Source organism: Sphingomonas sp. TF3, from assembly GCF_003985085.1.
Lineage (GTDB): Bacteria > Pseudomonadota > Alphaproteobacteria > Sphingomonadales > Sphingomonadaceae > Sphingomonas.
The window spans coordinates 1-21001 of record NZ_RWKS01000003.1; the positions used below are offsets into that span (position 1 = coordinate 1).

A 21001-nucleotide genomic window follows, 5' to 3' on the forward strand; every position below is an offset into this window, starting at 1 on the left:
GCTGCGATCATTTCGGGGCTGCTGCTTGCGGGACCGAGCGTCGCGAGGATGCGGACCTTGCGCGAACGCGGGGCTATTGCCTGTATCATGAAATAATTCTCGCCCTGGGGATGGCTTGTGCGCGTGCTGCTCTAACCCCTATTTCCGCCCGATCAACCGTGGAGCAACGATAATGGCCGATTTGGAGACTCTCGATGATGCCGTGGCGGCGGCGGCGTTCCGGCGGCTGGTGCGGCACCTGCGCCACCGCGACGACGCGCAAAATATTGATTTGATGGGGCTTGCCGGTTTCTGTCGCAATTGCCTGTCGGACTGGGTCGAGGAAGCCGACGGTACGCTGACCAAAGATGCCGCGCGCGCAATTATTTACGGCATGCCCTATGCGCAGTGGAAAGCCGCGCATCAGAGCGAGGCGACGCCCGAACAGCTCGAGCGGATGCGCCAAAGCGTCGCGAAGAATGCGTGACGGCGCGCGCGCGCTGTCCTAAAGCGCGCCCCTTTCAGTGATTCACATTCAGGGAACAACGCCGTGAGCGACATCATCGCCGCCGACCAACTCCGCCTGCTGATCGAGCGCATCGAGCGCCTCGAAGAGGAAAAGAAGGGCATCGCCGACGACATTAAGGACGTGTACGGCGAAGCCAAATCGACCGGCTTCGACGTCAAGACGATCCGCACCATCGTCCGCCTGCGCAAGATGGAAAAGCATCACCGCGACGAGGCCGAGGCGCTGCTCGAGACGTACAAGCAGGCGCTCGGGCTCGACTGAGGCACCACCAACATTGAGCGGGGACCACAAACGCCTTAAGGGGTCCCCGCAAAGTACCACTTTGCGGGGTAAGCATGGCAGGCCATTCCAAATATAAGAACATCATGTACCGCAAGGGCGCGCAGGATAAGAAGCGCTCGGGCATGTTTTCCAAGCTCAGCCGCGAAATCACCGTGGCTGCCAAGATGGGCTTGCCCGATCCGGACATGAACCCGCGCCTGCGCATGGCGATCAACGCCGCCAAGGCGCAGTCGATGCCCAAGGACAATATCCAGCGCGCGATCGACAAGGCGTCGAAGGGCGATACCGAGAATTACGAGGAAATCCGCTACGAAGGCTTCGGCCCCGGCGGCGTTTCGCTCATCATCGAGGCGCTGACCGACAACCGCAACCGCACCGCCACCAACGTGCGCACCGGCATGGCCAAGAATGGCGGAAACCTCGGCGCATCGGGATCGGTCAGCCATGCGTTCGACCGGATGGGCCTGATCTCCTATCCGGCGTCGGCAGGCGATGCCGAAAAGGTGTTCGAAGCGGCGCTTGAGGCAGGTGCCGAGGACGTACAGTCGAGCGAGGAGGGCCATGAGATCTGGACCTCGAACGAATCGCTGCACGAAGTCGTGACGGCGCTCACCCCGGTGCTGGGCGAACCCGAAGGCGCGAAGCTCGCTTGGCGGCCGCAGACTATGGTCGAAGTCAGCGAGGAGGATGCCGCGACGCTGTTCAAGCTGATCGACGTGCTCGACGACGATGACGACGTGCAGACCGTGTGGGGCAATTACGAAGTGTCCGACGCGATCCTCGAGAAACTGGGATGACCTTCAACTCCCTCTCCCTTTGGGAGAGGGAAGGGGCCCGCTTGGCGAAGCCAAGCGGGAAGGGTGAGGGCGACGTCGCACACCCGGTCACCCTCACCCTTCCGTCGCTCCGCTCCTCCTTCCCTCTCCCGAGGGGAGAGGGAATTTTATGCTGATCTTCGACAGTCGCCCGATCTTTTCACGCGAAGCCGCAAAGCCGCGAAGCGGGACCCGGTTCGCGCGGAGCCGCGGAGGCGCGGAGATGTTGCGCCCCGTATCGACCGACACACTCCCTACGTCATGCCGGGCTCGTCCCGGCATCCACCGTGCCGCTTATCCTGTGGCCGATGGTCTCGGCGATCGGTGGCCCCCGGGACAAGCCCGGGGTGACGGCGCGCGCGGGGTCCGTGCACCTTGTCTCCCTTCTCCTCCGCGTCTCCGCGTCTCCGCGCGAACTCCCTGCTTCGCGCCTTCGCGCCTTCGCGTGGACCAAAAAAAATGCTGATCCTCGGCCTCGACCCTGGTCTCGGCATCACCGGCTGGGGCCTGATCCGCGCCGAGGGCAACCGGCTGAGCCATGTCGCCAATGGCAAGCTCAAGACCGACACCGCCGCCTCGCTCCCCCGCCGCCTCGCCCATCTCGATGCGATGTTGAGCGCATTGCTGATCGATCACGCGCCCGATGCGTGCGCGGTCGAGGAAGTGTTCGTCAACGCCAACCCGCAATCGACGCTGAAGCTGGGGCAAGCGCGCGGCGTGGTGCTATGCGCTGGCGCGCGCGCTGGGCTCGATGTCGGCGAATATGCCACGCGCTTGATCAAGAAGGCGGTGGTCGGCGTCGGGGGTGCTGAAAAGGTGCAGGTGCATGCCATGGTCAGCCGCTTGCTGCCCGGCGTGAAGATCGACGGACCCGATGCCGCCGATGCGCTGGCGGTGGCGATTTGCCACGCGCACCATCTGGCGAGCGCGCGGCGCATCCCCTGATTTTGCTTTCCTCGGGCGGCGCGTTCCTGTTACGTACCGGACATGATCGCCCATCTTAAAGGCCGCCTCGACGCGACAGGACTCGACCATGCCGTGGTCGATGTTGGCGGGGTCGGCTATCTGGTTGGCGCATCGTCGCGGACACTCGCCGCGATCGGCCCGGTCGGCGAGGCGGTGATGCTCCACACCGAGATGCTGGTCGCCGAAGATTTCATCCGCCTGGTCGGCTTCGCGACCGCGTCTGAGCGCGACTGGTTCCGCTTGCTCACCGGAGTGCAGGGCGTGGGTGCGCGCGTCGCGCTGGCGATCCTGTCGGCGCTCGAACCCGCCGATCTTTCGCGCGCGATTGCCGCGCAGGACAAGGCGATGGTCGCTCGCGCCAATGGCGTTGGCCCAAAGCTCGCCGAACGCATCGTGCGCGAATTGAAGGACAAGATCGGCGGCGTCGCCATCGGCGGCGCGGGCGTGACGGTGGCCCCGGTCGGCGCGGGCGCGGATGCAGTGTCGGCGCTGCTCAACCTCGGCTTCCGCCCGGCCGAAGCCAGCGGCGCGGTGGCAGCGGCGGAGGAGGAACTGGGCGGCGGTGCGACGCTCGACGCGCTGGTGCGCCTCGCGCTCAGGAAGGCGGCGAAGTGACCCCCCGCCGATGCGGGCGGTTACACGATCGCCGTCGGCAATACTTCGCCCGCAAAATGCGCATCGAGATTCGCCAGCACCAGCGCCTCCATCGCGGCGCGGCCCTCGATCGTGGCGCTGCCCTGATGCGGGGCGAGCACCACTTGCGGCATCGCTTTCAGGGCGTCGGGCACCTGCGGTTCGTCGGCGAACACGTCGAGACCTGCGCCCGCGATGACGCCCTGCTCCAGCGCGGCGATGAGCGCGGCTTCGTCCACCAGACTGCCGCGCGCAATATTGATCAAAACGCCACCGCGCCCAAGCCGTTCGAACACCGCCGTATCGACAATGCTCTGCGTCGCGGCCCCGCCCGGCGCGGCGAGGATCAGCACGTCGCTCGCCTCGGCCAGTGCGGCGATGTCGGGCACGAAATGCCACGGCAGCTCGGGCTTGGCGTGGCGCGCGGTATAGAGGATTTCGCCCCCGAACGACGCGGCCCGCCGCGCGATCGCCTGGCCGATCTTGCCCAGCCCGAAGATGCCGATCGTGCGCCCGCTCGCCCGCCTGCCGAGCGGCACGCCCCAGCCGCCACCGCGCACCACCGCATCGTTGGCGGCCACCCGGCGCTCGACCGCCAGCCACAGGGCGATGGCGAGGTCGGCGACATCCTCGGTCAGCACGTCGGGCGTGGTGGTCACGCGCACGCCGCGCGCCTTGGCTGCCGCCAGATCGATGCGATCATGCCCGACACCGTGGATCGCGACGATTTCGAGCGCGGGCAACCGCTCGAGCAGCGCCGCATCGAGCAGCATCGTCCCGCCGCCGACGATCGCGCGCGTGCTCGGCGGTGGGGCATGGCGGTGCAGGGTGAAGCGCTCTTCCAGGGCTGCGATCAGGCTGGGCGCAAGCGACGAGGCGACGAACAGCTCGGGCAGGACAGTCATGCCGGTATCCTAGCGCCTGTGCCTTGCCGCGCCCAGCCCCGGCACGCTATCGCCGCGTCATGACCGACGATCGCATCCTCACCCCGGCCCGCACCGCCGAGGACGTCGACGCCGCGCTGCGTCCGAAGTCGCTCGACGATTTCGTCGGGCAGAAGGCTGCGCGCGAGAATCTGCGGATCTTCATTACGGCTGCGCGGGCGCGGGGCGATGCGCTCGACCATGTGCTGTTCTTCGGGCCCCCCGGCCTTGGCAAGACGACGCTGGCGCAGATCGTCGCGCGCGAAATGGGCGTTGGCTTCCGCGCCACCTCGGGCCCGGTGATCGCCAAATCGGGTGATCTCGCCGCCCTGCTCACCAATCTCGAAGATGGCGACGTGCTCTTCATCGACGAGATCCACCGGCTGCAACCGGCGGTCGAGGAAGTGCTCTACCCCGCAATGGAGGACCGCGCGCTCGATCTGATGATCGGCGAGGGGCCAAGCGCGCGCAGCGTGCGGATCGATTTGCCGCGCTTCACGCTGATCGGCGCGACCACGCGACAGGGCTTGCTGACCACCCCCTTGCGCGATCGCTTCGGCATTCCGGTGCGGCTGTCTTTCTATACGGTCGAGGAATTGACCAGTGTCGTCACGCGCGCGGCGGGGCTGCTCGGCCTTGCCATTTCGCCCGACGGCGCGACCGAGGTGGCGCGGCGTTCGCGCGGCACGCCGCGCATCGCCGGGCGGTTGTTGCGGCGCGTGCGCGACTTTGCCCATGCGGCGGGGCACGATGTGGTCGATGCGCGTGCTGCCGATGCCGCGCTCAACCGGCTGGAGGTGGACCGGATCGGGCTCGACGCGATGGACCGGCGCTATCTGATGATGATCGCCGACATTTATCGCGGGGGGCCGGTCGGCGTGGAGACGCTTGCGGCGGGCTTAAGCGAACCGCGCGACACGGTCGAGGAAGTGATCGAGCCGTATCTCATCCAGCTCGGCCTGATCGCGCGCACCGCGCGCGGGCGTTGCCTCAATGCGGGCGGGTGGAAGCATCTTGGCCTGACCCCGCCCGAAGGCGCGCAGGAAAGCTTGTTCGACGTGTAAAACTCCCCTCCCGCAAGCGGGAGGGGAATAAGAAAGAGCCCCCCAAACAAATCTTGTGCGTCGCACGATAGCCAAGCCCTGCACCAATCTGTTAGCCGGGTACCATGCCAAGCGCCGCCGCCTCCGCCCGCGAAATCCTCCGTCGTCTGCATGACGTGATGGCCTCGCGCACGCCTGCGCAGGCCAAGCTCAATGCGGTGGTCAACATCGTTGGCGAGGCGATGGCGAGCGAGGTCTGCTCGATCTATCTGCTGCGCGAGGGCGTACTCGAACTTTACGCCACGCGCGGGCTGGCGCAGGAGGCGGTGCACGTCACCAAGCTGGCCTTGGGCGAAGGTCTGGTCGGCACGATCGCGCAGACGGTCGAAATGCTCAACCTCGACGAAGCGGCGAGCCATCCCGACTTCGTCCACAACCCCGAAACCGGCGAGGAAAAGTTCCGCAGCTTTGCAGGCGTGCCGATCATCCGGCGTGAACGCGCAGTCGGCGTGCTGTCGGTCCAGCATGTCGATCCGCGCAAATATGACGAGGTCGAGATCGAGGCCTTGCAGACCGTGGCGATGGTGCTGAGCGAACTCATCGCCAATGCCGAACTGGTCGACGCCAGCGGTGCCGCGACGATGCGCCCGCAATCGACCGCGCCGATGCGCATCGCCGGGTTGAAGCTCGTCGACGGCATGGCGAGCGGCTATGCCGTGTTCCACCAGCCGCGCGTCCATGTCGAACATATCGTCGCCGAGGATACCGAGGCCGAGCGCCACCGCGTCTATGCAGCGTTCGACAAGATGCGCGAGCAGATCGAGCGCATCGCCGCGCAAGCCGAATTCGGCGTGGGTGGCGAGCATGAAGAGGTGCTCGAGACCTATAAGATGTTCGCCTATGACGAGGGCTGGGCGAGGCGCATCAACGAGGCGATCGATTCCGGGCTGACGGCGGAAGCGGCCATCGAGCGCGTCCAGCAACGCACGCGGATGCGGATGCGCCAGATCGACGATCCCTTGCTCGCCGACCGGATGCACGATCTCGAGGATCTGTCGAACCGGCTGTTGCGGATCGTGTCGGGGCAAATGGGCACCGCCGCGCAAATGGGCTTGCGGCAGGACACGATCCTGATCGCGCGCAATCTGGGGCCGGCCGAACTGCTCGAATATGATCGGCGACGGCTGAAGGGCGTGCTGCTCGAAGAAGGGTCGCTCACCGCGCACGTCACCATAGTCGCCCGCGCGATGGGGGTGCCGGTGCTTGGCCGCGTGCGCGACGTGCGGCGTTTGGTGGGCGAGGGCGATTTGCTGCTGCTCGATGTCACCGCAGGCAACGTCTTTGCGCGGCCATCGGCGGCGATGGAGGAAGCGTTCCAGACCGCGCTGGAATTGCGCCAGAAACGCCGTGCGGTGTTCGCTGCGCTGAAGAGCGAGGCCCCGGTCACCAAGGACGGCCACCGGTTGACGGTGATGGTCAATGCCGGGCTGCGCGACGATGTTTCGGCGCTCGATGTGACCGGTGCCGACGGCATCGGCCTGTTCCGCACCGAATTCCAGTTTCTCGTTTCCGCCACCTTGCCCTCGCGCGAGCGCCAGCAGCGCCTGTACCGCGACGTGCTCGATGCGGCGGGCGATCGGCCCGTGGTGTTCCGCACGGTCGATATCGGCGGCGACAAGGCGCTGCCCTATCTCAACAAGGAAGATGCCGACGAAGAAAATCCGGCGATGGGCTGGCGCGCGATCCGGCTCGCACTCGAACGCGGCGGGCTGATGAAGGTGCAGGCGCGCGCGCTGCTGGAGGCGGCGGCCGGGCGGACGCTCAACGTCATGTTCCCGATGGTCAGCGAGCCGTGGGAGTTTGACGAGGCGCGCGCGTTGTTCGAGGCGCAGCGCGATTGGCTCGGCGCGCGCGGCAAGAAGCTGCCGACCGACATCCGCTATGGCGCGATGCTTGAAGTGCCGGCGCTTGCCGAGCAGCTTGACGTGCTGCTGCCCAATATTGCCTTCCTGTCGGTCGGCACCAATGACCTGACGCAATTTCTCTTCGCCGCCGATCGCGCCAATCCCAAGCTCGCCGAACGTTATGACTGGTTGAGCGCCGCGATCTTGCGCTTCCTGCTCAAGCTGGTCGAACCGACGCGGGCGGCGGGCGTGCAGTTGACGGTGTGCGGCGAAATGGGCGGGCGTCCGTTGGAAGCGATGGCGCTGATCGGGCTTGGGATCGATCGGCTGTCGATCACGCCTGCAGCGGTCGGGCCGATCAAGGCGATGGTGCGCTCGCTCGATCGGGCGGCGTTGACGGCGCATATGGCGGAGCTGCTCAAGGCACCTCCGCGCGATATGCGCGGCGCGCTTTCGGCTTGGGCGACCGAAAACGGCGTTGAACTGGCGTGATCGGGCGATGGAGGATGCGACAGGCCGTTGACTTGTCTGCCCCCCTTTGTGAGACACGATCGCAGGGCAGGACAAAGATTGGGCCGCACCCATCCTGCCGGAGAGACGCATGACCGATCCGTTACCGTCCGAAGAGGCAACGCTGTTCCCCAAGACTGCCGGGGAAAAGCTGCGCGAGGCGCGTGAGGCGCAGGGCTTGTCCCTCGCCGAGATCGCTGCGCGGACTCGCGTACCGGTGCGCCAGCTCGAAGCGATCGAACTCGGCAATTACGCGACCTTGCCGTCGATCACCTATTCGGTGGGTTTCGCCAAAGCCTATGCCCGTGCGGTCGGGATCGACGAAGTCGCGATCGCGCGCGAGGTGCGCGGTGCCAGCGATCAGCCCAATGCGGTCCGGCGAACCGAATATGAGGCCTATCAGATCGACGAGCCATCGCGCGTGCCGACGCGCGGTCTGGCGATGGTGACGCTGCTGGTGGCGATCATACTGCTGGTTGGGGTCGGGGTGTTTTACGGGACCAACCTGTTTCGCGGCGAGGAGAGCGTGGCCACGACGCCCGCTGCCGAGCCAACCGCACCGGTCGCGGACGCGCCGACGGCTGCACCCACGCCTGCCGCGCCGACGGGTGCCGTGGTGCTGACCGCGACCGACGAGGTGTGGCTGAAAGTCTATGACAAGGCCGGAAAGACCTTGTTCATCGGCACAATGAAGGCCGGGGACACCTATGCGGTGCCCGGCGATGCTGTCGGCCCGATGATCAATGTCGGGCGTCCCGACAAATTGCAGGTGACGGTGGGCGGAACGCAGGTCGCGCCGCTTGGTGACGGCAAGGTTGCGATCAAGGACGTGCCGATCGACGCGGCGACGCTCGGGGCACGCGGGGCAGCACAGCCTAATCCGGCCGTTGCCGCATCCCCGACGCCCGCCGCCCCGACGCGTGCGGCATCGCGGAGCACGGCAAGCCCCGCCGCGCATCGCGATCGTGCGGGTTCGGCCTCGGTCGAACCGCCGCTCAACATCGCCGCTCCCGTCGCCCCGGAGCCGACCGGGCCCACGCCGGGCGCGACGCCGAAACCATGATCGTCTGCGCAATGGCGAGGTTCGTTGCGCGATTTCTATTTACACCGGGGGGTGTCGAATGCGCACTTATCTGATCTCTGCACTGGTCGTGGCTGGAACTGCCCTGGCCCCCCAGCCAGCATTTGCCCAGCGCACGACCGGCGCTGCAATTGAGGGGCGGGTGGACCGGCTCGAAGGCGAGATGCGCGCGGTGCAGCGCAAGGTGTTTCCGGGCGGAAGCGGGCAATATGTCCAGCCCGAGAACCAGCCGACCAACCCGGACACGATCCTGTCGGGCTCGCCCACCAGCCCGGTCGCGGACCTGACCGCGCGCGTCGATTCGCTGGAAACGCAGTTGCGCGGCATGACCGCGCAAATCGAAACCAATCAGCATCGCCTGCAACTGGTCGAGGGGCGATTGAAGACGCTCGAAGCGAATGCAGCGGCTGCGGCAGCGGCGGCCGCAGCCGCAGCAGAGCCCGCACCGATCCAGTCGCCCGGTGCCGATGATCGCCCCACTCCGGTACGCCCCGTAGCGGACCGGCCCGCCGACAAACCGACGGCGACCAGGCCAGCCCCGACCAAGGGCGGTGTGACCCCGCCGCCGGTCGTGCGCACGGTTGTTGCGAAGGATCCCGAACGCGGGGCGAAGCTCGCCGCGATCGATCGGCCGGACACGGGGGACGCTGCCGAAGACACCTATCTCTATGGCTACCGGCTGTGGGCGGCGAAGCTCTATCCTGAGGCCGAGGCGCAGTTTACCATCGTCACCACCAAATTCCCGACCCACAAGCGCGCGAGCTATGCGCAGAATCTGCTGGGCCGGTCGTATCTGGAAGATGGCAAGCCGTCGCTTGCCAGCCTTGCCTTTTACGACAATTACAAGAAATGGCCCGATGGCGACCGCGCGCCCGAAAGCCTTTATTATCTGGCCCAGGCACTGGTGAAACTCGACAAGCCCGCCGCACAAGTGTGCAAGGTCTATACCGAGCTGACGCGGACCTACGGTGCCAAGGTCGATGCCGACCCCAAGATGAAGGCCGGCGTCGCCAAGGGCCGCGCGGCGGCCAATTGTTCGTGAGATGAGCATGCTCGACCGGGCAGCGGTCGAGCGGTTCGGCGGTGATCTTGCGCAGGTGCTGGGGGGTGTCGTCCCGCCCGATGCGCCGATCGCGCTGGCGGTGTCGGGCGGGCCCGACAGCATGGCGATGCTCGCGCTCGCGGCGGCGGCGTTTCCGGGCCAAGTCCACGCCGCCACGGTCGATCACCGCTTGCGCGCCGCCGCTGCCGCCGAGGCGCGGATGGTCGCCGCCTGGTGTGCCAACGCCGGGGTGCCACACACCACACTCGTGGTGGCAGAGCCGATTGGATCCGGGTCGGTGCAGGCGCGCGCCCGGGCTGTACGTTATGAGCTGCTGCTGCGCTGGGCGGCCGAGATCGGCGCGAGCTGCCTTGCTACCGCGCATCATGCCGACGATCAGGCCGAAACCTTCCTGATGCGCGCCGCACGCGGGTCGGGTGTGGCAGGGCTGGCGGGCATCCGCGCACGACAGCGGCGCGAAGTGGTTGCTCCCGGCCGATGCGGCGGGGTCGATTTGGTCCGCCCGCTCCTCGGATGGCGCGTGGCGGAATTGCGGGCTTTGGTGGTCGCAGCGGCGATGCCCTTCGTCGATGACCCCAGCAATGCAGATCCGCATTATGACCGCACGCGTTTTCGCGCGCTGCTCCGCGACACGCCATGGCTTGATGCCGCGCAGCTCGCACGCTCGGCGGCGTATGTCGCCGAGGCCGATGCGACGCTGCGCGAGATTGAGGCGTGGCTATGGACGACGCGGAAGGTCACGCCCGAACGGATTGACGATCCTGACCTGCAAAGCTGGCTGGACCTGTCCGATCTGCCGCGTGAGGTGCAACGCCGGATGTGCCGTTCCGCGATCCATTCGGTGCGCGCGGCCAATGGTATCTTCCGTCCAATTTTCGACGACTCGACCAATATCGAACCGCTGCTGGACGCGCTCTTGGCGGGCACGACCGCGACTCAGGGGGGAATCATGGTGTCGGTGTGGGGAAAAGTGTGGCGTTTTGCCCCACAACCACCGCGTCGCTCGCTCTGATCGACGAATTTGCTTGGCACATTCCATTGCCATTAATCCGCACGCGCCTATCTTGAGAGATCGAGAAAGGTACGTTTCCGCATGAACGACAACGACAAGCAGCCCGGCTCCGACACTGGCGGGCCTAACCCGTGGATGAAGTCGCTGCTCATCTGGGTTGGCATCCTGGTCGCGCTGGCACTGTTCGTCGCGCTGATCGGCAATCGCGAGCCCGGCGCGGCCGCGGCGCAGATCCCCTATTCGGCCTTCCTCGACAAGGTCGAGAGCGGCGCAGTGCACGATGTGAACATCGCCGGCGAAGTCGTCACGGGCACGTATAACGACACCACCAAATTCCGTACCTTCGCGCCGCAGGACCCTCGCCTGACCGATCGCCTGCGCGAAAAGGGCGTCGTGATCAGTGCCAAGCCCGAAGAGGGCGCGCCGATCTGGCAGATCCTGTTGGTCAATTCGCTGCCCTTCTTCCTGTTTCTCGGTCTTGGCTATTTCGTGCTGCGCCAGATGCAGAAGAACACCGGCTCGGGCGCGATGGGCTTTGGCAAGAGCCGCGCCAAGATGCTGACGCAGAAGGAAGGCCGCGTGACCTTCGATGATGTCGCCGGCATCGACGAAGCGCGTGAGGAACTGCAGGAGATCGTCGAGTTCCTCAAGGACCCGACCAAATTTGCGCGCCTCGGCGGCAAAATCCCCAAGGGCGCGTTGCTGGTCGGCTCGCCTGGCACCGGCAAGACGCTGCTCGCCCGCGCGATCGCGGGTGAGGCGGGCGTGCCGTTCTTCACCATTTCGGGGTCGGATTTCGTCGAGATGTTCGTCGGCGTGGGCGCTTCCCGCGTGCGCGATATGTTCGAGCAAGCCAAGAAGTCGGCCCCGTGCATCGTCTTCATCGACGAAATCGACGCGGTCGGCCGCCATCGTGGTGCTGGCCTCGGCAATGGCAATGACGAGCGCGAACAGACGCTCAACCAATTGCTGGTCGAGATGGACGGGTTCGAGGCCAATGAAGGCATCATCATCATCGCCGCCACCAACCGGCCCGACGTGCTCGACCCCGCTTTGCTGCGTCCGGGCCGGTTCGATCGCCAGGTCGTCGTGCCCCGGCCCGATATTGAAGGCCGCGTGAAGATCCTCGAAGTGCATATGAAGAAGGTGCCGCTGGCCCCTGACGTTGATGCGCGCGTCATCGCCCGCGGTACGCCCGGCTTCTCGGGTGCCGATCTCGCCAACCTCGTCAACGAGGCTGCGCTGCTGGCGGCCCGCAAATGCAAGCGGCTGGTCGCGATGAGCGAGTTCGAAGAAGCCAAGGACAAGGTCATGATGGGGGCGGAACGGCGCTCGATGGTGATGACCGACGAAGAAAAGCGGATGACCGCCTATCACGAGGCCGGCCATGCGATCGTCTCGATCCACGAAGCGGCCTCGGACCCGATCCACAAGGCGACGATCATCCCGCGCGGCCGCGCGCTGGGCATGGTGATGCGCCTGCCGGAGCGCGATTCGTACAGTTATCACCGCGACAAGATGTACGCGAACCTTGCCGTGTCCATGGGCGGGCGCGTCGCCGAGGAAGTGATCTTCGGCTATGACAAGGTGTCGTCGGGTGCTTCGTCGGACATTCAATATGCCACTGGCCTGGCGCGTGACATGGTCACCAAATGGGGCATGTCCGATAAGGTCGGCCCGGTCGAATATGCCCAGCCCGAAGGCGAATCCTTCCTTGGCTATTCGAATTCGCAACCGGTGCGCATGTCCAACCAGACCGCGCAACTTATCGACGATGAGATCAAGGCGATCGTTCAGGGCGGGCTCGACCGCGCCAAGCATCTCCTGACCGAGCATATCGACCAATTGCACCTGCTGGCCGGTGCCTTGCTCGAATATGAGACGCTGTCGGGCGACGAAATCCTCAAGCTCGTCGCCGAGGGCAGCATCAGCCGCGACGATGGCCCCAAATCGCCATCGGTGCCGGGGGCTGGCACGTCGATCCCCAAGACGCGCAAGCCCAAGGGTGGCAGCGGCTTCGGCAATCCGGCACCTGCCGGAGCCTGATGCCAGGCACCAAGAGGCAAGAAAAGGCCGCGTCCGAAGCATCGGGCGCGGCCTTTTTTATGGGATAAGCCGCAGCCGAAATCCGCTGCCGCCAAGCGGCTATTCCATCAGCCCCATAACGAGCAGCATCGCGGCAAAGGCGAGCAACGCGACCCAGGCAAAGATCAGAAGGGCGACAGTGCGCCACAGCGCCGACCGCTTGCGCAGCCCATAAGCGCCGCGCAATTGTGCGAACATGTGGACGGGGGGAATGATCAGCGCCGCCCGCTCGATCAGCCACGACGATACGCCTGCGGTCGATAGCAGCGTCAGCGTCACCACCAGCATCATCATGAAGGCGATCGAATAGGTCACGAAGATCGCATGGTCGTACATCTGGAAGCGTCGCCGCCACAGAAACAGCAACGCCACGAACGGCGTTGAGATCGGGATCAGCGCCCAGCTATATTTGTACACGCTCGACTGCAGTTTGTAGAGTACCAGTCCCGGGTTCTCCCTCGCCTTGGCCAGCCCCTTGTCGAGCGCGTGCCAACTGGTGTGAACGTCGTCGAAGCTAAGCGGGATGTCCTGCATTGCCTTGCCCGACATCACATTGCGCGCTGCGGTGAGCGAGGTCATATCGTCCTTCAACTCAGCGATTTTTTCCGCGGCACCGGGCGCATTGGGCGTTGCTTGCAGCTCGGCGAGCCGCGCCGTGTTCTTGGCGATATTGGCATCGATGTTCTGCACCGCCCTGGTGCGCGCCTCGGGCGGCATGCCGATGCCGAGTTCCCCCGCGATCGCGTGGATCGTCGCGAACATCAGGAACACCGAAAACAGGAACAACGCCAGCGGCGAGACGAAGCGTGCGCGCTCACCCGCGATATAGCGTCGCGTCAGTGCACCGGGGTGGAATGCCAGCATCGGCAAGGTGCGCCAGATCTTGCCTTCAAAGTGGAACACGCCGTGCAGCAGATCATGGCCGATCGAGTGCAGTGAACGGTGGACATGCCCGGCCTGGCCGCAGGCATGGCAAAAGTCGCCGTGCAGCGACGTTCCGCAATTCAGGCAAAGCCCATGCTCATGTGCGCGATGGACGATTTCGCCAGCATGCGGTTCGGCCACACGGCCGACCAGCATGCCCGTTGCGATATCGCCCGCTGCCCCGATTTCCCCCGACATGCGCGGAGCATAGCAGCGGCTTTTGCGAATGCGATAGCTTTTGCGGGGGCGGCCTTGCTCGTGATAGCGACGGTTTCATGAACGATGCCACGATTCTGCTCGCCGACATGACCAACCGCGCTCGCGCCGCTGCCCGCACGCTGGCGACGCTGCCGACAGCGACCAAGGCGGCTGCGTTGCGTGCGGCCGCGCAGGCGCTGCGCGATGCCGCGCCGCAGATCCTGTCCGCCAACGCCACCGATATGGCCAAGGCGACGGAAGCCGGTCTGTCGAACGCGATGCTCGACCGGTTGAAGCTCGATAGCGGGCGCGTGGCGGCGATGGCGGACGGCGTTGCCGCCGTTGCGGGACTGGCCGATCCGGTCGGCGCGATCATCGACGAGAGCGAGCGCCCCAACGGCCTGCGCCTGCGCCGCGTCCGCGTGCCGATCGGCGTGATCGGCATTATCTATGAAAGCCGCCCCAATGTGACCGCCGATGCCGCCGCGCTCGCGGTGATGGCGGGCAATGCTGTGATTCTGCGCGGGGGCTCGGAGGCGATCGAGAGCAACCGCGCGATCCACGCCGCGCTCGTGTCGGGCCTGGTGGCCGAAGGCATCCCCGCCGATGCCGCGCAACTGGTGCCCACCACCGACCGGGCCGCCGTCGGCGCGATGCTGGCGGCCGACGGATCGGCGGGCGCAGGCGCGATCGACCTGATCGTACCGCGCGGCGGCAAGGGGCTGGTAGCGCGCGTCCAAGCCGAGGCGCGTGTGCCCGTGCTCGCGCATCTCGACGGCATCAACCACATCTATGTCGATGCCTCGGCCGATCCGGCGATGGCCCGGTCGATCGTGGTCGATGCCAAGATGCGGCGCACCGGCGTGTGCGGTGCGATGGAGACGTTGCTGATCGATCGCGCTTATCCCGATCCGGTGGGGCTGGTCTCCGCTTTGCGCGATGCTGGCTGCGAGGTGCGCGGCGGCCCCGGCCTGCGCGCGCTGGTGCCCGATCTGGTGTCCGCGACCGATGCCGACTGGGACACCGAATATCTCGAGGCGATTGCCTCGGCGGGGCTGGTCGACGGCCTCGACGGTGCATTGCGTTTCATCGCGCGCCACAGCTCGCACCACACCGACGCGATCGTCGCGAATGACGAACGCGTCGCGACGCGCTTCCTCGCCGAAGTCGACAGTGCGATCGTGCTGTGGAACGCCTCGACGCAATTTGCCGATGGCGGCGAATTCGGGCTCGGTGCCGAAATCGGCATCGCCACCGGGCGCTTGCACGCGCGCGGCCCAGTGGCGCTCGAGGGCCTGACGACCTACAAATGGGTCGGCTATGGCACCGGGCAGGTGCGCGGTTGAAGACGGCGACACGGACGCGCATCGGCATTCTCGGCGGTTCGTTCAATCCAGCGCATGCGGGGCACCGCGCGATCAGCCTGGCGGCGCTGGAGGCGCTCGCGCTTGATGAAGTGTGGTGGCTGGTGTCGCCCGGCAATCCGTTGAAGGAGAAGAGCGGGGACATGGCACCGTTCGCGGCGCGCTTCGCCTCGGCGGCGCGCGTGGCGCGGCATGCGCCGATCCGGGTGAGTGCGATCGAGCAGCGTCTCGGCACCCGCTACACCGTCGATACGGTCACCAAATTGCGGCGACTCTTCCCCAAGAAGCAGTTCATCTGGCTGATGGGATCGGACAATCTCGCGCAGTTCGACCAGTGGAAAGGGTGGCGCCGGATCGCGCGTGAGGTTCCGATTGCGGTTATCGCGCGTCCGGGGTATGAACATGCTGCTCTCGCGGCTCCCGCGATGGGCTGGTTGCGGCGCGCACGTCGGCCCGCACACCAGGCGAAGAACTGGACGCAGTGGAGATTGCCGGCACTCGTGCTGTTGCGCTTCCGCCCCGACCCGCACTCCGCGACGCAGCTTCGTGCTGCCGACCCCGCCTGGCAGCGGCATTTCCTGCCAGATGAACCGTCCCCACCTTCTGCATAGGAATCGTCTTGGCCTCATCTTCTCCTGTTTATCGCGCGTCCGAACCCGATGAGGTCGAGGCGCTGCATCGGCTCGTGCTCGCGTCGCTCGACGACGATCAGGCGGTCGACACCATCTCGATCCCGCTCGCGGGCAAATCGAGCATCGCGGATTACATGGTCATCGCCAGTGGGCGTTCGACTCGCCAGGTCGCGTCGATGGCGCAGAAGCTCGCCGAAAAGATCAAGGCCGAGCTTGGCCGCCCGACCCGCATCGAAGGTCTGCCGACCGCCGATTGGGTGCTGCTCGATGCGGGCGACGTGATCGTGCATCTGTTCCGTCCCGAAGTGCGCACCTTCTACAATCTCGAACGGATGTGGGCGTTTGGCGATGCGCCGACGCCGCCGGTCGCCCCGGCGATTGCGGATTGATCGCACGATCTTCTGCCTCCCCGGCGAAGGCCGGGCCCCAGTCGTGAGCGGTGAGATGGTGCGCGCAGCGCTCACGAGCAGCGGTCTCTGCGACTGGGCCCCGGCCTTCGCCGGGGAAGTCGTGGGCTGAGACCTCTCGCAACGGAGTCAACAATGCTGCTCCACATCGTTGCCCGTGGTCGGATCGGGCGCGGGCCGGAGGCCGAATTGGTCGAGCGCTATGTCAAGCGGCTGACCTGGCCGTTCAAGATGACGGAATTGCCCGATACCGGCGGCAAGATGCCTGCGGTCGAGCCGGGCACGCGCGTCGTGATACTCGACGAGACGGGGCAGGTGCTGCCCTCGCGCGATCTTGCGGCGACGTTGGAGAAGTGGCGCGATGGCGGCGTGCGCGAGGCGCGCTTTCTGATCGGGGCGGCGGATGGCTTTGACGATGCGCAGCGCGCTGAGGCCGATGTGTTGCTGAGCTTCGGGCGGGCGACCTGGCCGCACTTGCTGGCGCGCGCGATGCTGGCGGAGCAATTGTACCGCGCGACCAGTATTCTTGCCAACCATCCCTATCACCGCGAGGGGTAAGATGCGCGGGCGGGGTTTTTTGATCGGTGCGCTGGCGCTGGCGGGTGCGAGTGTAGCACCGGCGCAGGATACCGCCGACCAACGTCAGCGACTGGCCGAGGCCAAGGCGCAATCGGCTGCCGCCGCCGCGCGTTCGGCCGGGCTGGAACGCGCCGCCGCCATCGAACGCGACCAGGCCGCGCAGGCGCGCGCGCAGGAGGCCGCCGTCGCCGCGCGGATTCAACAGGCCGAGGCCGACATCGCCGCCGGTCAAGCGCGGATCGCGATCATTGACCGGTTGCTGGCCGATCAGCGCGCGCGGCTCGCCGCGAAGCAAGCGCCGGTCGCGCGCCTGATGGCGGCGCTGCAATCGCTCGCGCGGCGTCCCGCGGTGATCAGCATGGTCCAGCCCGGTTCGGTCGACGATCTGGTTCACGTCCGCGCGGTGCTGTCGAGCACGCTGCCGGTCATCCGCGCGCGCACCGCCGATGTCCGCGCCGATCTTGCGCACACGCGGGCGCTGCAGGAACAGGCTGCGCTGGCGACGCGCGCGCTGGCCGAAAGTCGCACACGGCTGGAGGCACAGCGGCTGGCGCTGACGCGGTTGGAGGCGGAACACCGCTTGCGCTCGCGCACGTTGGGGCGCGATGCGCTGTTCGAATCCGACCGGGCCATCGCGCTCGGCGAAAAGGCCCGCGACATCGTCGATCTGATGGATACGATCGGCAATCAGGCGGCGACGCGGGAGAGCCTGGAATCGCTCCCGGGACCGTTGCCGCGTCCGCCGCGGCCGGGGGAAGTCGCGGCACCGGTCGACCAGGGGCACTGGTCGTCCGCCGCCCCGCCTTATCGTCTGCCGGTCCAGGGCAAAATCGTAACCGGCCTTGGCGAAGTGTCGGCGGCGGGCGTGCGGTCGCGCGGTCTGACGCTTGCGCCACTCGCGGGTGCGCAAGTCGTCGCGCCCGCTGCCGGACGCATCGCCTTTGCCGGGCCGTTTCGGGATTATGGGGCGATCGTCATTATCGATCATGGCGGCGGCTGGACGTCGCTGGTGGCAGGGCTCGGCAGCGTCAGCGTGCGGATCGGCGAAGCCGTCGGGCAGGGCGCGCCGATCGGTCAGGCCCAGCGTGGCGAGGCTCCGCGCGTGACCGTCGAACTGCGGCGGCGCGATCGCGCGGTGGACATGACCGCGCTGATCGGCTGAGTCACGCTGCGTTCAGGGCCAGCATGCTTTGATCTGCGACGAAACCCCGCTACGGTGTGGCGATACCCTCTTGCTCGTATGAGTATCGAAACGATGTCGCGCTTTACCACCTCGCTGTTTCAGGCCTCCGCGATTGCCGCGGTGCTGGCCATGGTGCCGATCGGCACCAGTGCGATGGCGGCGGTCGACACCGGCACGTACCGCGAAATGTCGGTGTTCCTCGACGTGTTCAACCGCGTGAAGGCGGAATATGTCGACAAGGTCGACGACAAGGTGCTGGTCAAGGGGGCGATCCAGGGGATGCTCGCCGCGCTCGATCCGCACAGCGCCTATGAGACCGGGCTCGACTATGACAACCTCAAGATCCAGACGATGGGGAGCTATGGCGGGCTCGGGCTCACCGTCACGATGGAGGATGGCGCGGTCAAGGTGATGTCGCCGCAGCCCGATGCGCCGGGCGCGCGCGCCGGGATCAAGTCGGGCGACTATATCACCCACATCGATGGCAAGTTGATCTTCGGCGATTCGCTTGATGAGTCGATCCAGAAGATGCGCGGTGCGCCGGGCACCAAGGTCGCGCTGACGCTGTTGCGTCCAGGTCGCGACAAGCCGATCCAGGTCACGCTGGTGCGCGAGAAGATCGTGCAGAAGCCGGTCAAATGGAGCGTAAAGGACGGCGTCGGCGTCATCACCATCACCGCCTTTTCGGAACATACCGGGGAGGCGGTTACGGGCGCGATCCGGGGCATCGTCAAGCAACTCGGCCATGATCCGCTCGGTTACATCATCGATTTGCGCGACAATGGCGGCGGCTTGCGCGACGAGTCGATCGCCGTTGCCGACAACTTCCTCAGCAGCGGTGAAATCGTCTCGCAGCGCGGTCGCGACAAGGCCGATATCGAGCCGTTTTACGCCGAATCCTATGTGAAGGGCGATCTGGCGCATGGCGTGCCGATCATCGTGCTGACCAACGCCGGGACCGCGTCCGCGTCGGAAATCGTCGCGGGGGCTCTGCAGGATCACCACCGCGCGCTGGTGATGGGCGAACGCTCGTTCGGCAAGGGATCGGTGCAGACGGTGATCGATCTGGGCGACAATGCCGCGCTGCGCCTGACCACCTCGCGTTATTATACCCCCTCGGGACGATCGGTGCAGGAGGGCGGGATCGAGCCTGATATCGCGGTGCCGCAGCTTTCCGACCCCGATTACAAATCGCGGCCCGTGTTCCGCGAAGACGATTTGCGGCGGCATCTCATCAATGAGGTGAAGGCCAATAACGGCGCGCTGGAGGAAGATGGCAAGGTTGATCCGCGCTTTGCCGCCACCGCAGACGAGTTGAAAGCCAAGGGGATCGATGACTTCCAGCTGAGCTATGCGCTGAAGACGCTCGCGCGGCTCTCTTCGACCCAATCCGTGACGGCGGCGAAGTAAGCGATGATCCGGGACCGTTTTCGCGCCGCACGTTTGCTCGCGTTGCTGATTCCGCTGGCGTTGCTCGGCGGTGCGCTGGCCTTTCAATATATCGGCAAGCTCTATCCGTGCGAGATGTGCTGGTGGCAGCGGTATCCGCACATCGCGGCGCTTGTGCTGGCGGCGCTGGCGTTCGTCGTGCCGGGACGGGCGGCGCGGACCGCGCTCGTCGGGCTGGCAGCTTTGGCGATTTTGCTGAGTGGCCTGATCGGCGTCTATCATGCCGGGGTCGAATATCATTGGTGGGCGGGCGTTACTGCCTGCACCTCCACCGTATCGGGCCCAATCACGCTCGACAGCATCATGAACGCGCCGATCATCCGCTGCGACGTGGCGCAATGGACGTTGTTCCATATTTCGCTCGCTGGATACAATGCGCTCTTTTCGAGTGCGGGCGCGCTCGCCATCTTCGCGCTGATGCGGAGGAAGGCAGCATGACCCGTTGGAAACCTGGCGACCCGAAGCGTGCAACCGCATCTATGGTACGGGTCGATCAAGCAGGCGAATATGGCGCGACGCGCATCTATGCGGGTCAGCTTGCGGTGCTGGGCGATCGCAGCCCGGCGGCGCGCGCGATTGCCGGCATGGCCAATCAGGAAGAACGCCACCGTGCGTTTTTCGATTCGATGATGGCGCGGCGCAGTGTGCGCCCGACCGTGCTGCAACCGTTTTGGGATGTCGCCGGTTTCGCGCTTGGGGCGGTAACGGCGGCGATGGGCCCTGAAGCCGCGATGGCCTGCACTGCCGCCGTCGAAACCGAGATCGACAAGCATTATGCCGAGCAACTCGATGTGCTAGGTGACTGCGATCCGGAGCTTTCGGCCGCCATCCGCGATTTTCAGGCCGAAGAGGTCGAACATCGCGAAACGGCGCTGGCGGCAGGTGCGGAAAACGCTGTTGGGTATCCGTTGCTCAGCGCGGCTATCCGGCTGGGGTGCAAGGTTGCCATCGCGACCGCGAAACGGATTTGACGGGAGACAGGATCATGGCGAACCTGACGACGAAGACAGCGCTGGCGGCGACATTGCTTACGGGCATTGGCCTGGGCGGTTTCGCGCCGCTCGCGGCGCAGAACGTGCCGGTACCTACGCTGGTGATCTACGGCACGCAAAAGTGCCCGACCGATGCCGATGGCAATGAAATCGTGGTGTGCGTCCGCCGCAAGCCTGGCGAGCAGTTCCGCATCCCCAAGGAATTGCGCGAATTGAAGGTCACGCCGGAAAACGAGAGCTGGGCGGCCAAGTCAGCGGCCAATGATCGGGTTGGTGCGACGGGAATCGGCAGTTGCTCGACGGTAGGTGCCGGCGGATCGACCGGCTGCTTCGCGCAGGCCGGCCAACGCTATAAGCGCGAAAAGCAGGACGCCAAAGCTGACCAGCGCGCCATAGAAGCCTCTTTGCCGTAATGGGTTGAGCGTGCAAGTGCGCGAGATGCGAACGG

General features: G+C 66.0%; 22 protein-coding genes. 20 read left to right on the plus strand and 2 right to left on the minus strand.

The genetic code is table 11. The annotated features are described in order from the left end of the window. Positions 1-172 precede the first annotated feature (172 nt). The 5 genes from EJC47_RS02860 to ruvA all read left to right on the plus strand — a co-directional run bounded on the left by EJC47_RS02860 (position 173) and on the right by ruvA (position 3186). On the plus strand, positions 173-466 hold the full coding sequence (locus tag EJC47_RS02860; protein WP_126845418.1) for a DUF1244 domain-containing protein: 294 nt from the start codon (positions 173-175) through the stop codon (positions 464-466). 63 nt (positions 467-529) lie between these two features. Next, positions 530-769 carry a DUF2312 domain-containing protein gene (locus EJC47_RS02865; RefSeq protein WP_126845419.1) on the plus strand — a complete coding sequence of 80 codons (240 nt, stop codon included), beginning with the start codon at positions 530-532 and terminating at the stop codon, positions 767-769. A gap of 74 nt (positions 770-843) precedes the next feature. Beyond that, positions 844-1587 carry a YebC/PmpR family DNA-binding transcriptional regulator gene (locus EJC47_RS02870; RefSeq protein ID WP_033964702.1) on the plus strand — a complete coding sequence of 248 codons (744 nt, stop codon included), beginning with the start codon at positions 844-846 and terminating at the stop codon, positions 1585-1587. A gap of 477 nt (positions 1588-2064) precedes the next feature. After that, entirely contained in the window at positions 2065-2550 is a 486-nt protein-coding gene (gene ruvC / locus EJC47_RS02875; protein ID WP_126845420.1) for a crossover junction endodeoxyribonuclease RuvC, read from the plus strand. Positions 2551-2592: 42 nt separating this feature from the next. After that, a complete protein-coding gene (ruvA, locus tag EJC47_RS02880) occupies positions 2593-3186 on the plus strand; it encodes a Holliday junction branch migration protein RuvA (RefSeq protein WP_126845421.1) in 594 nt (197 codons plus the stop codon). 20 nt (positions 3187-3206) lie between these two features. Here ruvA and EJC47_RS02885 read toward each other — a convergent pair whose 3' ends face one another. Further along, the gene (locus tag EJC47_RS02885) at positions 3207-4109 is read right to left on the minus strand and encodes a 2-hydroxyacid dehydrogenase (RefSeq protein WP_126845422.1); all 903 of its coding nucleotides are present in this window, start codon (positions 4107-4109) and stop codon (positions 3207-3209) included. Positions 4110-4168: 59 nt separating this feature from the next. Here EJC47_RS02885 and ruvB point away from each other — a divergent pair, with 59 nt between their 5' ends. The 6 genes from ruvB (at position 4169) to ftsH (ending at position 12786) form a co-directional block, all read left to right on the plus strand. Next, positions 4169-5191, plus strand: coding sequence for a Holliday junction branch migration DNA helicase RuvB (gene ruvB / locus EJC47_RS02890; RefSeq protein ID WP_126845423.1), 1023 nt, complete (start codon positions 4169-4171; stop codon positions 5189-5191). 104 nt (positions 5192-5295) lie between these two features. Continuing rightward, positions 5296-7566: a phosphoenolpyruvate--protein phosphotransferase gene (ptsP, locus tag EJC47_RS02895; RefSeq protein ID WP_126845424.1), complete on the plus strand. Its 2271-nt coding sequence runs from the start codon at positions 5296-5298 to the stop codon at positions 7564-7566. 109 nt (positions 7567-7675) lie between these two features. Further along, complete coding sequence (locus tag EJC47_RS02900; protein ID WP_126845425.1) at positions 7676-8647, plus strand: helix-turn-helix domain-containing protein; 972 nt, start codon at positions 7676-7678, stop codon at positions 8645-8647. A gap of 58 nt (positions 8648-8705) precedes the next feature. Then, positions 8706-9707: a tetratricopeptide repeat protein gene (locus tag EJC47_RS02905; protein ID WP_126845426.1), complete on the plus strand. Its 1002-nt coding sequence runs from the start codon at positions 8706-8708 to the stop codon at positions 9705-9707. A gap of 7 nt (positions 9708-9714) precedes the next feature. Beyond that, positions 9715-10740, plus strand: a complete 1026-nt coding sequence (gene tilS, locus EJC47_RS02910; RefSeq protein ID WP_126845427.1) for a tRNA lysidine(34) synthetase TilS — start codon at positions 9715-9717, stop codon at positions 10738-10740. 81 nt (positions 10741-10821) lie between these two features. Then, positions 10822-12786, plus strand: a complete 1965-nt coding sequence (gene ftsH, locus EJC47_RS02915) for an ATP-dependent zinc metalloprotease FtsH (RefSeq protein ID WP_126845428.1) — start codon at positions 10822-10824, stop codon at positions 12784-12786. Positions 12787-12885: 99 nt separating this feature from the next. On the opposite strand, the gene EJC47_RS02920 is transcribed toward ftsH, so the two are convergent. Beyond that, a complete protein-coding gene (locus tag EJC47_RS02920) occupies positions 12886-13947 on the minus strand; it encodes a DUF3667 domain-containing protein (protein ID WP_126845429.1) in 1062 nt (353 codons plus the stop codon). Positions 13948-14024: 77 nt separating this feature from the next. Here EJC47_RS02920 and EJC47_RS02925 point away from each other — a divergent pair, with 77 nt between their 5' ends. From EJC47_RS02925 to EJC47_RS02965, 9 genes are all read left to right on the plus strand, one after another. Next, entirely contained in the window at positions 14025-15293 is a 1269-nt protein-coding gene (locus tag EJC47_RS02925) for a glutamate-5-semialdehyde dehydrogenase (RefSeq protein ID WP_033964679.1), read from the plus strand. Then, complete coding sequence (locus EJC47_RS02930; protein ID WP_126845430.1) at positions 15257-15922, plus strand: nicotinate-nucleotide adenylyltransferase; 666 nt, start codon at positions 15257-15259, stop codon at positions 15920-15922. The genes EJC47_RS02925 and EJC47_RS02930 overlap by 37 nt, the downstream gene beginning before the upstream one ends. 8 nt (positions 15923-15930) lie before the next feature. Then, positions 15931-16332 (plus strand): ribosome silencing factor, encoded by a 402-nt coding sequence (rsfS, locus tag EJC47_RS02935; protein ID WP_126845431.1) that lies wholly within the window; start codon positions 15931-15933, stop codon positions 16330-16332. Positions 16333-16485: 153 nt separating this feature from the next. Continuing rightward, positions 16486-16908 carry a 23S rRNA (pseudouridine(1915)-N(3))-methyltransferase RlmH gene (locus EJC47_RS02940; RefSeq protein ID WP_126845432.1) on the plus strand — a complete coding sequence of 141 codons (423 nt, stop codon included), beginning with the start codon at positions 16486-16488 and terminating at the stop codon, positions 16906-16908. A gap of 1 nt (position 16909) precedes the next feature. Beyond that, positions 16910-18091, plus strand: coding sequence for a murein hydrolase activator EnvC family protein (locus EJC47_RS02945; RefSeq protein ID WP_126845433.1), 1182 nt, complete (start codon positions 16910-16912; stop codon positions 18089-18091). A gap of 93 nt (positions 18092-18184) precedes the next feature. Further along, positions 18185-19522 (plus strand): S41 family peptidase, encoded by a 1338-nt coding sequence (locus tag EJC47_RS02950; protein ID WP_126845434.1) that lies wholly within the window; start codon positions 18185-18187, stop codon positions 19520-19522. Between the two features lie 3 nt (positions 19523-19525). Then, positions 19526-19999, plus strand: coding sequence for a disulfide bond formation protein B (locus EJC47_RS02955; protein ID WP_126845435.1), 474 nt, complete (start codon positions 19526-19528; stop codon positions 19997-19999). Beyond that, entirely contained in the window at positions 19996-20532 is a 537-nt protein-coding gene (locus tag EJC47_RS02960; RefSeq protein WP_126845436.1) for a demethoxyubiquinone hydroxylase family protein, read from the plus strand. Before EJC47_RS02955 ends, EJC47_RS02960 begins: the two co-directional genes overlap by 4 nt. A 14-nt stretch (positions 20533-20546) precedes the next feature. Further along, positions 20547-20966 carry a hypothetical protein gene (locus tag EJC47_RS02965; protein ID WP_126845437.1) on the plus strand — a complete coding sequence of 140 codons (420 nt, stop codon included), beginning with the start codon at positions 20547-20549 and terminating at the stop codon, positions 20964-20966. Positions 20967-21001 lie beyond the last annotated feature (35 nt).

Excerpts from the sequence above, each read along its gene's own strand:
- EJC47_RS02860 (WP_126845418.1), top strand. The coding sequence starts at position 173 with ATGGCCGATTTGGAGACTCTCGATGATGCCGTGGCGGCGGCGGCGTTC.
- EJC47_RS02870 (WP_033964702.1), top strand. The coding sequence starts at position 844 with ATGGCAGGCCATTCCAAATATAAGAACATCATGTACCGCAAGGGCGCG.
- ruvC (WP_126845420.1), top strand. The coding sequence starts at position 2,065 with ATGCTGATCCTCGGCCTCGACCCTGGTCTCGGCATCACCGGCTGGGGC.
- ruvA (WP_126845421.1), top strand. The coding sequence starts at position 2,593 with ATGATCGCCCATCTTAAAGGCCGCCTCGACGCGACAGGACTCGACCAT.
- EJC47_RS02885 (WP_126845422.1), bottom strand. The coding sequence starts at position 4,109 with ATGACTGTCCTGCCCGAGCTGTTCGTCGCCTCGTCGCTTGCGCCCAGC.
- ruvB (WP_126845423.1), top strand. The coding sequence starts at position 4,169 with ATGACCGACGATCGCATCCTCACCCCGGCCCGCACCGCCGAGGACGTC.
- ptsP (WP_126845424.1), top strand. The coding sequence starts at position 5,296 with ATGCCAAGCGCCGCCGCCTCCGCCCGCGAAATCCTCCGTCGTCTGCAT.
- EJC47_RS02900 (WP_126845425.1), top strand. The coding sequence starts at position 7,676 with ATGACCGATCCGTTACCGTCCGAAGAGGCAACGCTGTTCCCCAAGACT.
- EJC47_RS02905 (WP_126845426.1), top strand. The coding sequence starts at position 8,706 with ATGCGCACTTATCTGATCTCTGCACTGGTCGTGGCTGGAACTGCCCTG.
- tilS (WP_126845427.1), top strand. The coding sequence starts at position 9,715 with ATGCTCGACCGGGCAGCGGTCGAGCGGTTCGGCGGTGATCTTGCGCAG.
- ftsH (WP_126845428.1), top strand. The coding sequence starts at position 10,822 with ATGAACGACAACGACAAGCAGCCCGGCTCCGACACTGGCGGGCCTAAC.
- EJC47_RS02920 (WP_126845429.1), bottom strand. The coding sequence starts at position 13,947 with ATGTCGGGGGAAATCGGGGCAGCGGGCGATATCGCAACGGGCATGCTG.
- EJC47_RS02925 (WP_033964679.1), top strand. The coding sequence starts at position 14,025 with ATGAACGATGCCACGATTCTGCTCGCCGACATGACCAACCGCGCTCGC.
- EJC47_RS02930 (WP_126845430.1), top strand. The coding sequence starts at position 15,257 with ATGGGTCGGCTATGGCACCGGGCAGGTGCGCGGTTGAAGACGGCGACA.
- EJC47_RS02940 (WP_126845432.1), top strand. The coding sequence starts at position 16,486 with ATGCTGCTCCACATCGTTGCCCGTGGTCGGATCGGGCGCGGGCCGGAG.
- EJC47_RS02945 (WP_126845433.1), top strand. The coding sequence starts at position 16,910 with ATGCGCGGGCGGGGTTTTTTGATCGGTGCGCTGGCGCTGGCGGGTGCG.
- EJC47_RS02950 (WP_126845434.1), top strand. The coding sequence starts at position 18,185 with ATGTCGCGCTTTACCACCTCGCTGTTTCAGGCCTCCGCGATTGCCGCG.
- EJC47_RS02955 (WP_126845435.1), top strand. The coding sequence starts at position 19,526 with ATGATCCGGGACCGTTTTCGCGCCGCACGTTTGCTCGCGTTGCTGATT.
- EJC47_RS02960 (WP_126845436.1), top strand. The coding sequence starts at position 19,996 with ATGACCCGTTGGAAACCTGGCGACCCGAAGCGTGCAACCGCATCTATG.
- EJC47_RS02965 (WP_126845437.1), top strand. The coding sequence starts at position 20,547 with ATGGCGAACCTGACGACGAAGACAGCGCTGGCGGCGACATTGCTTACG.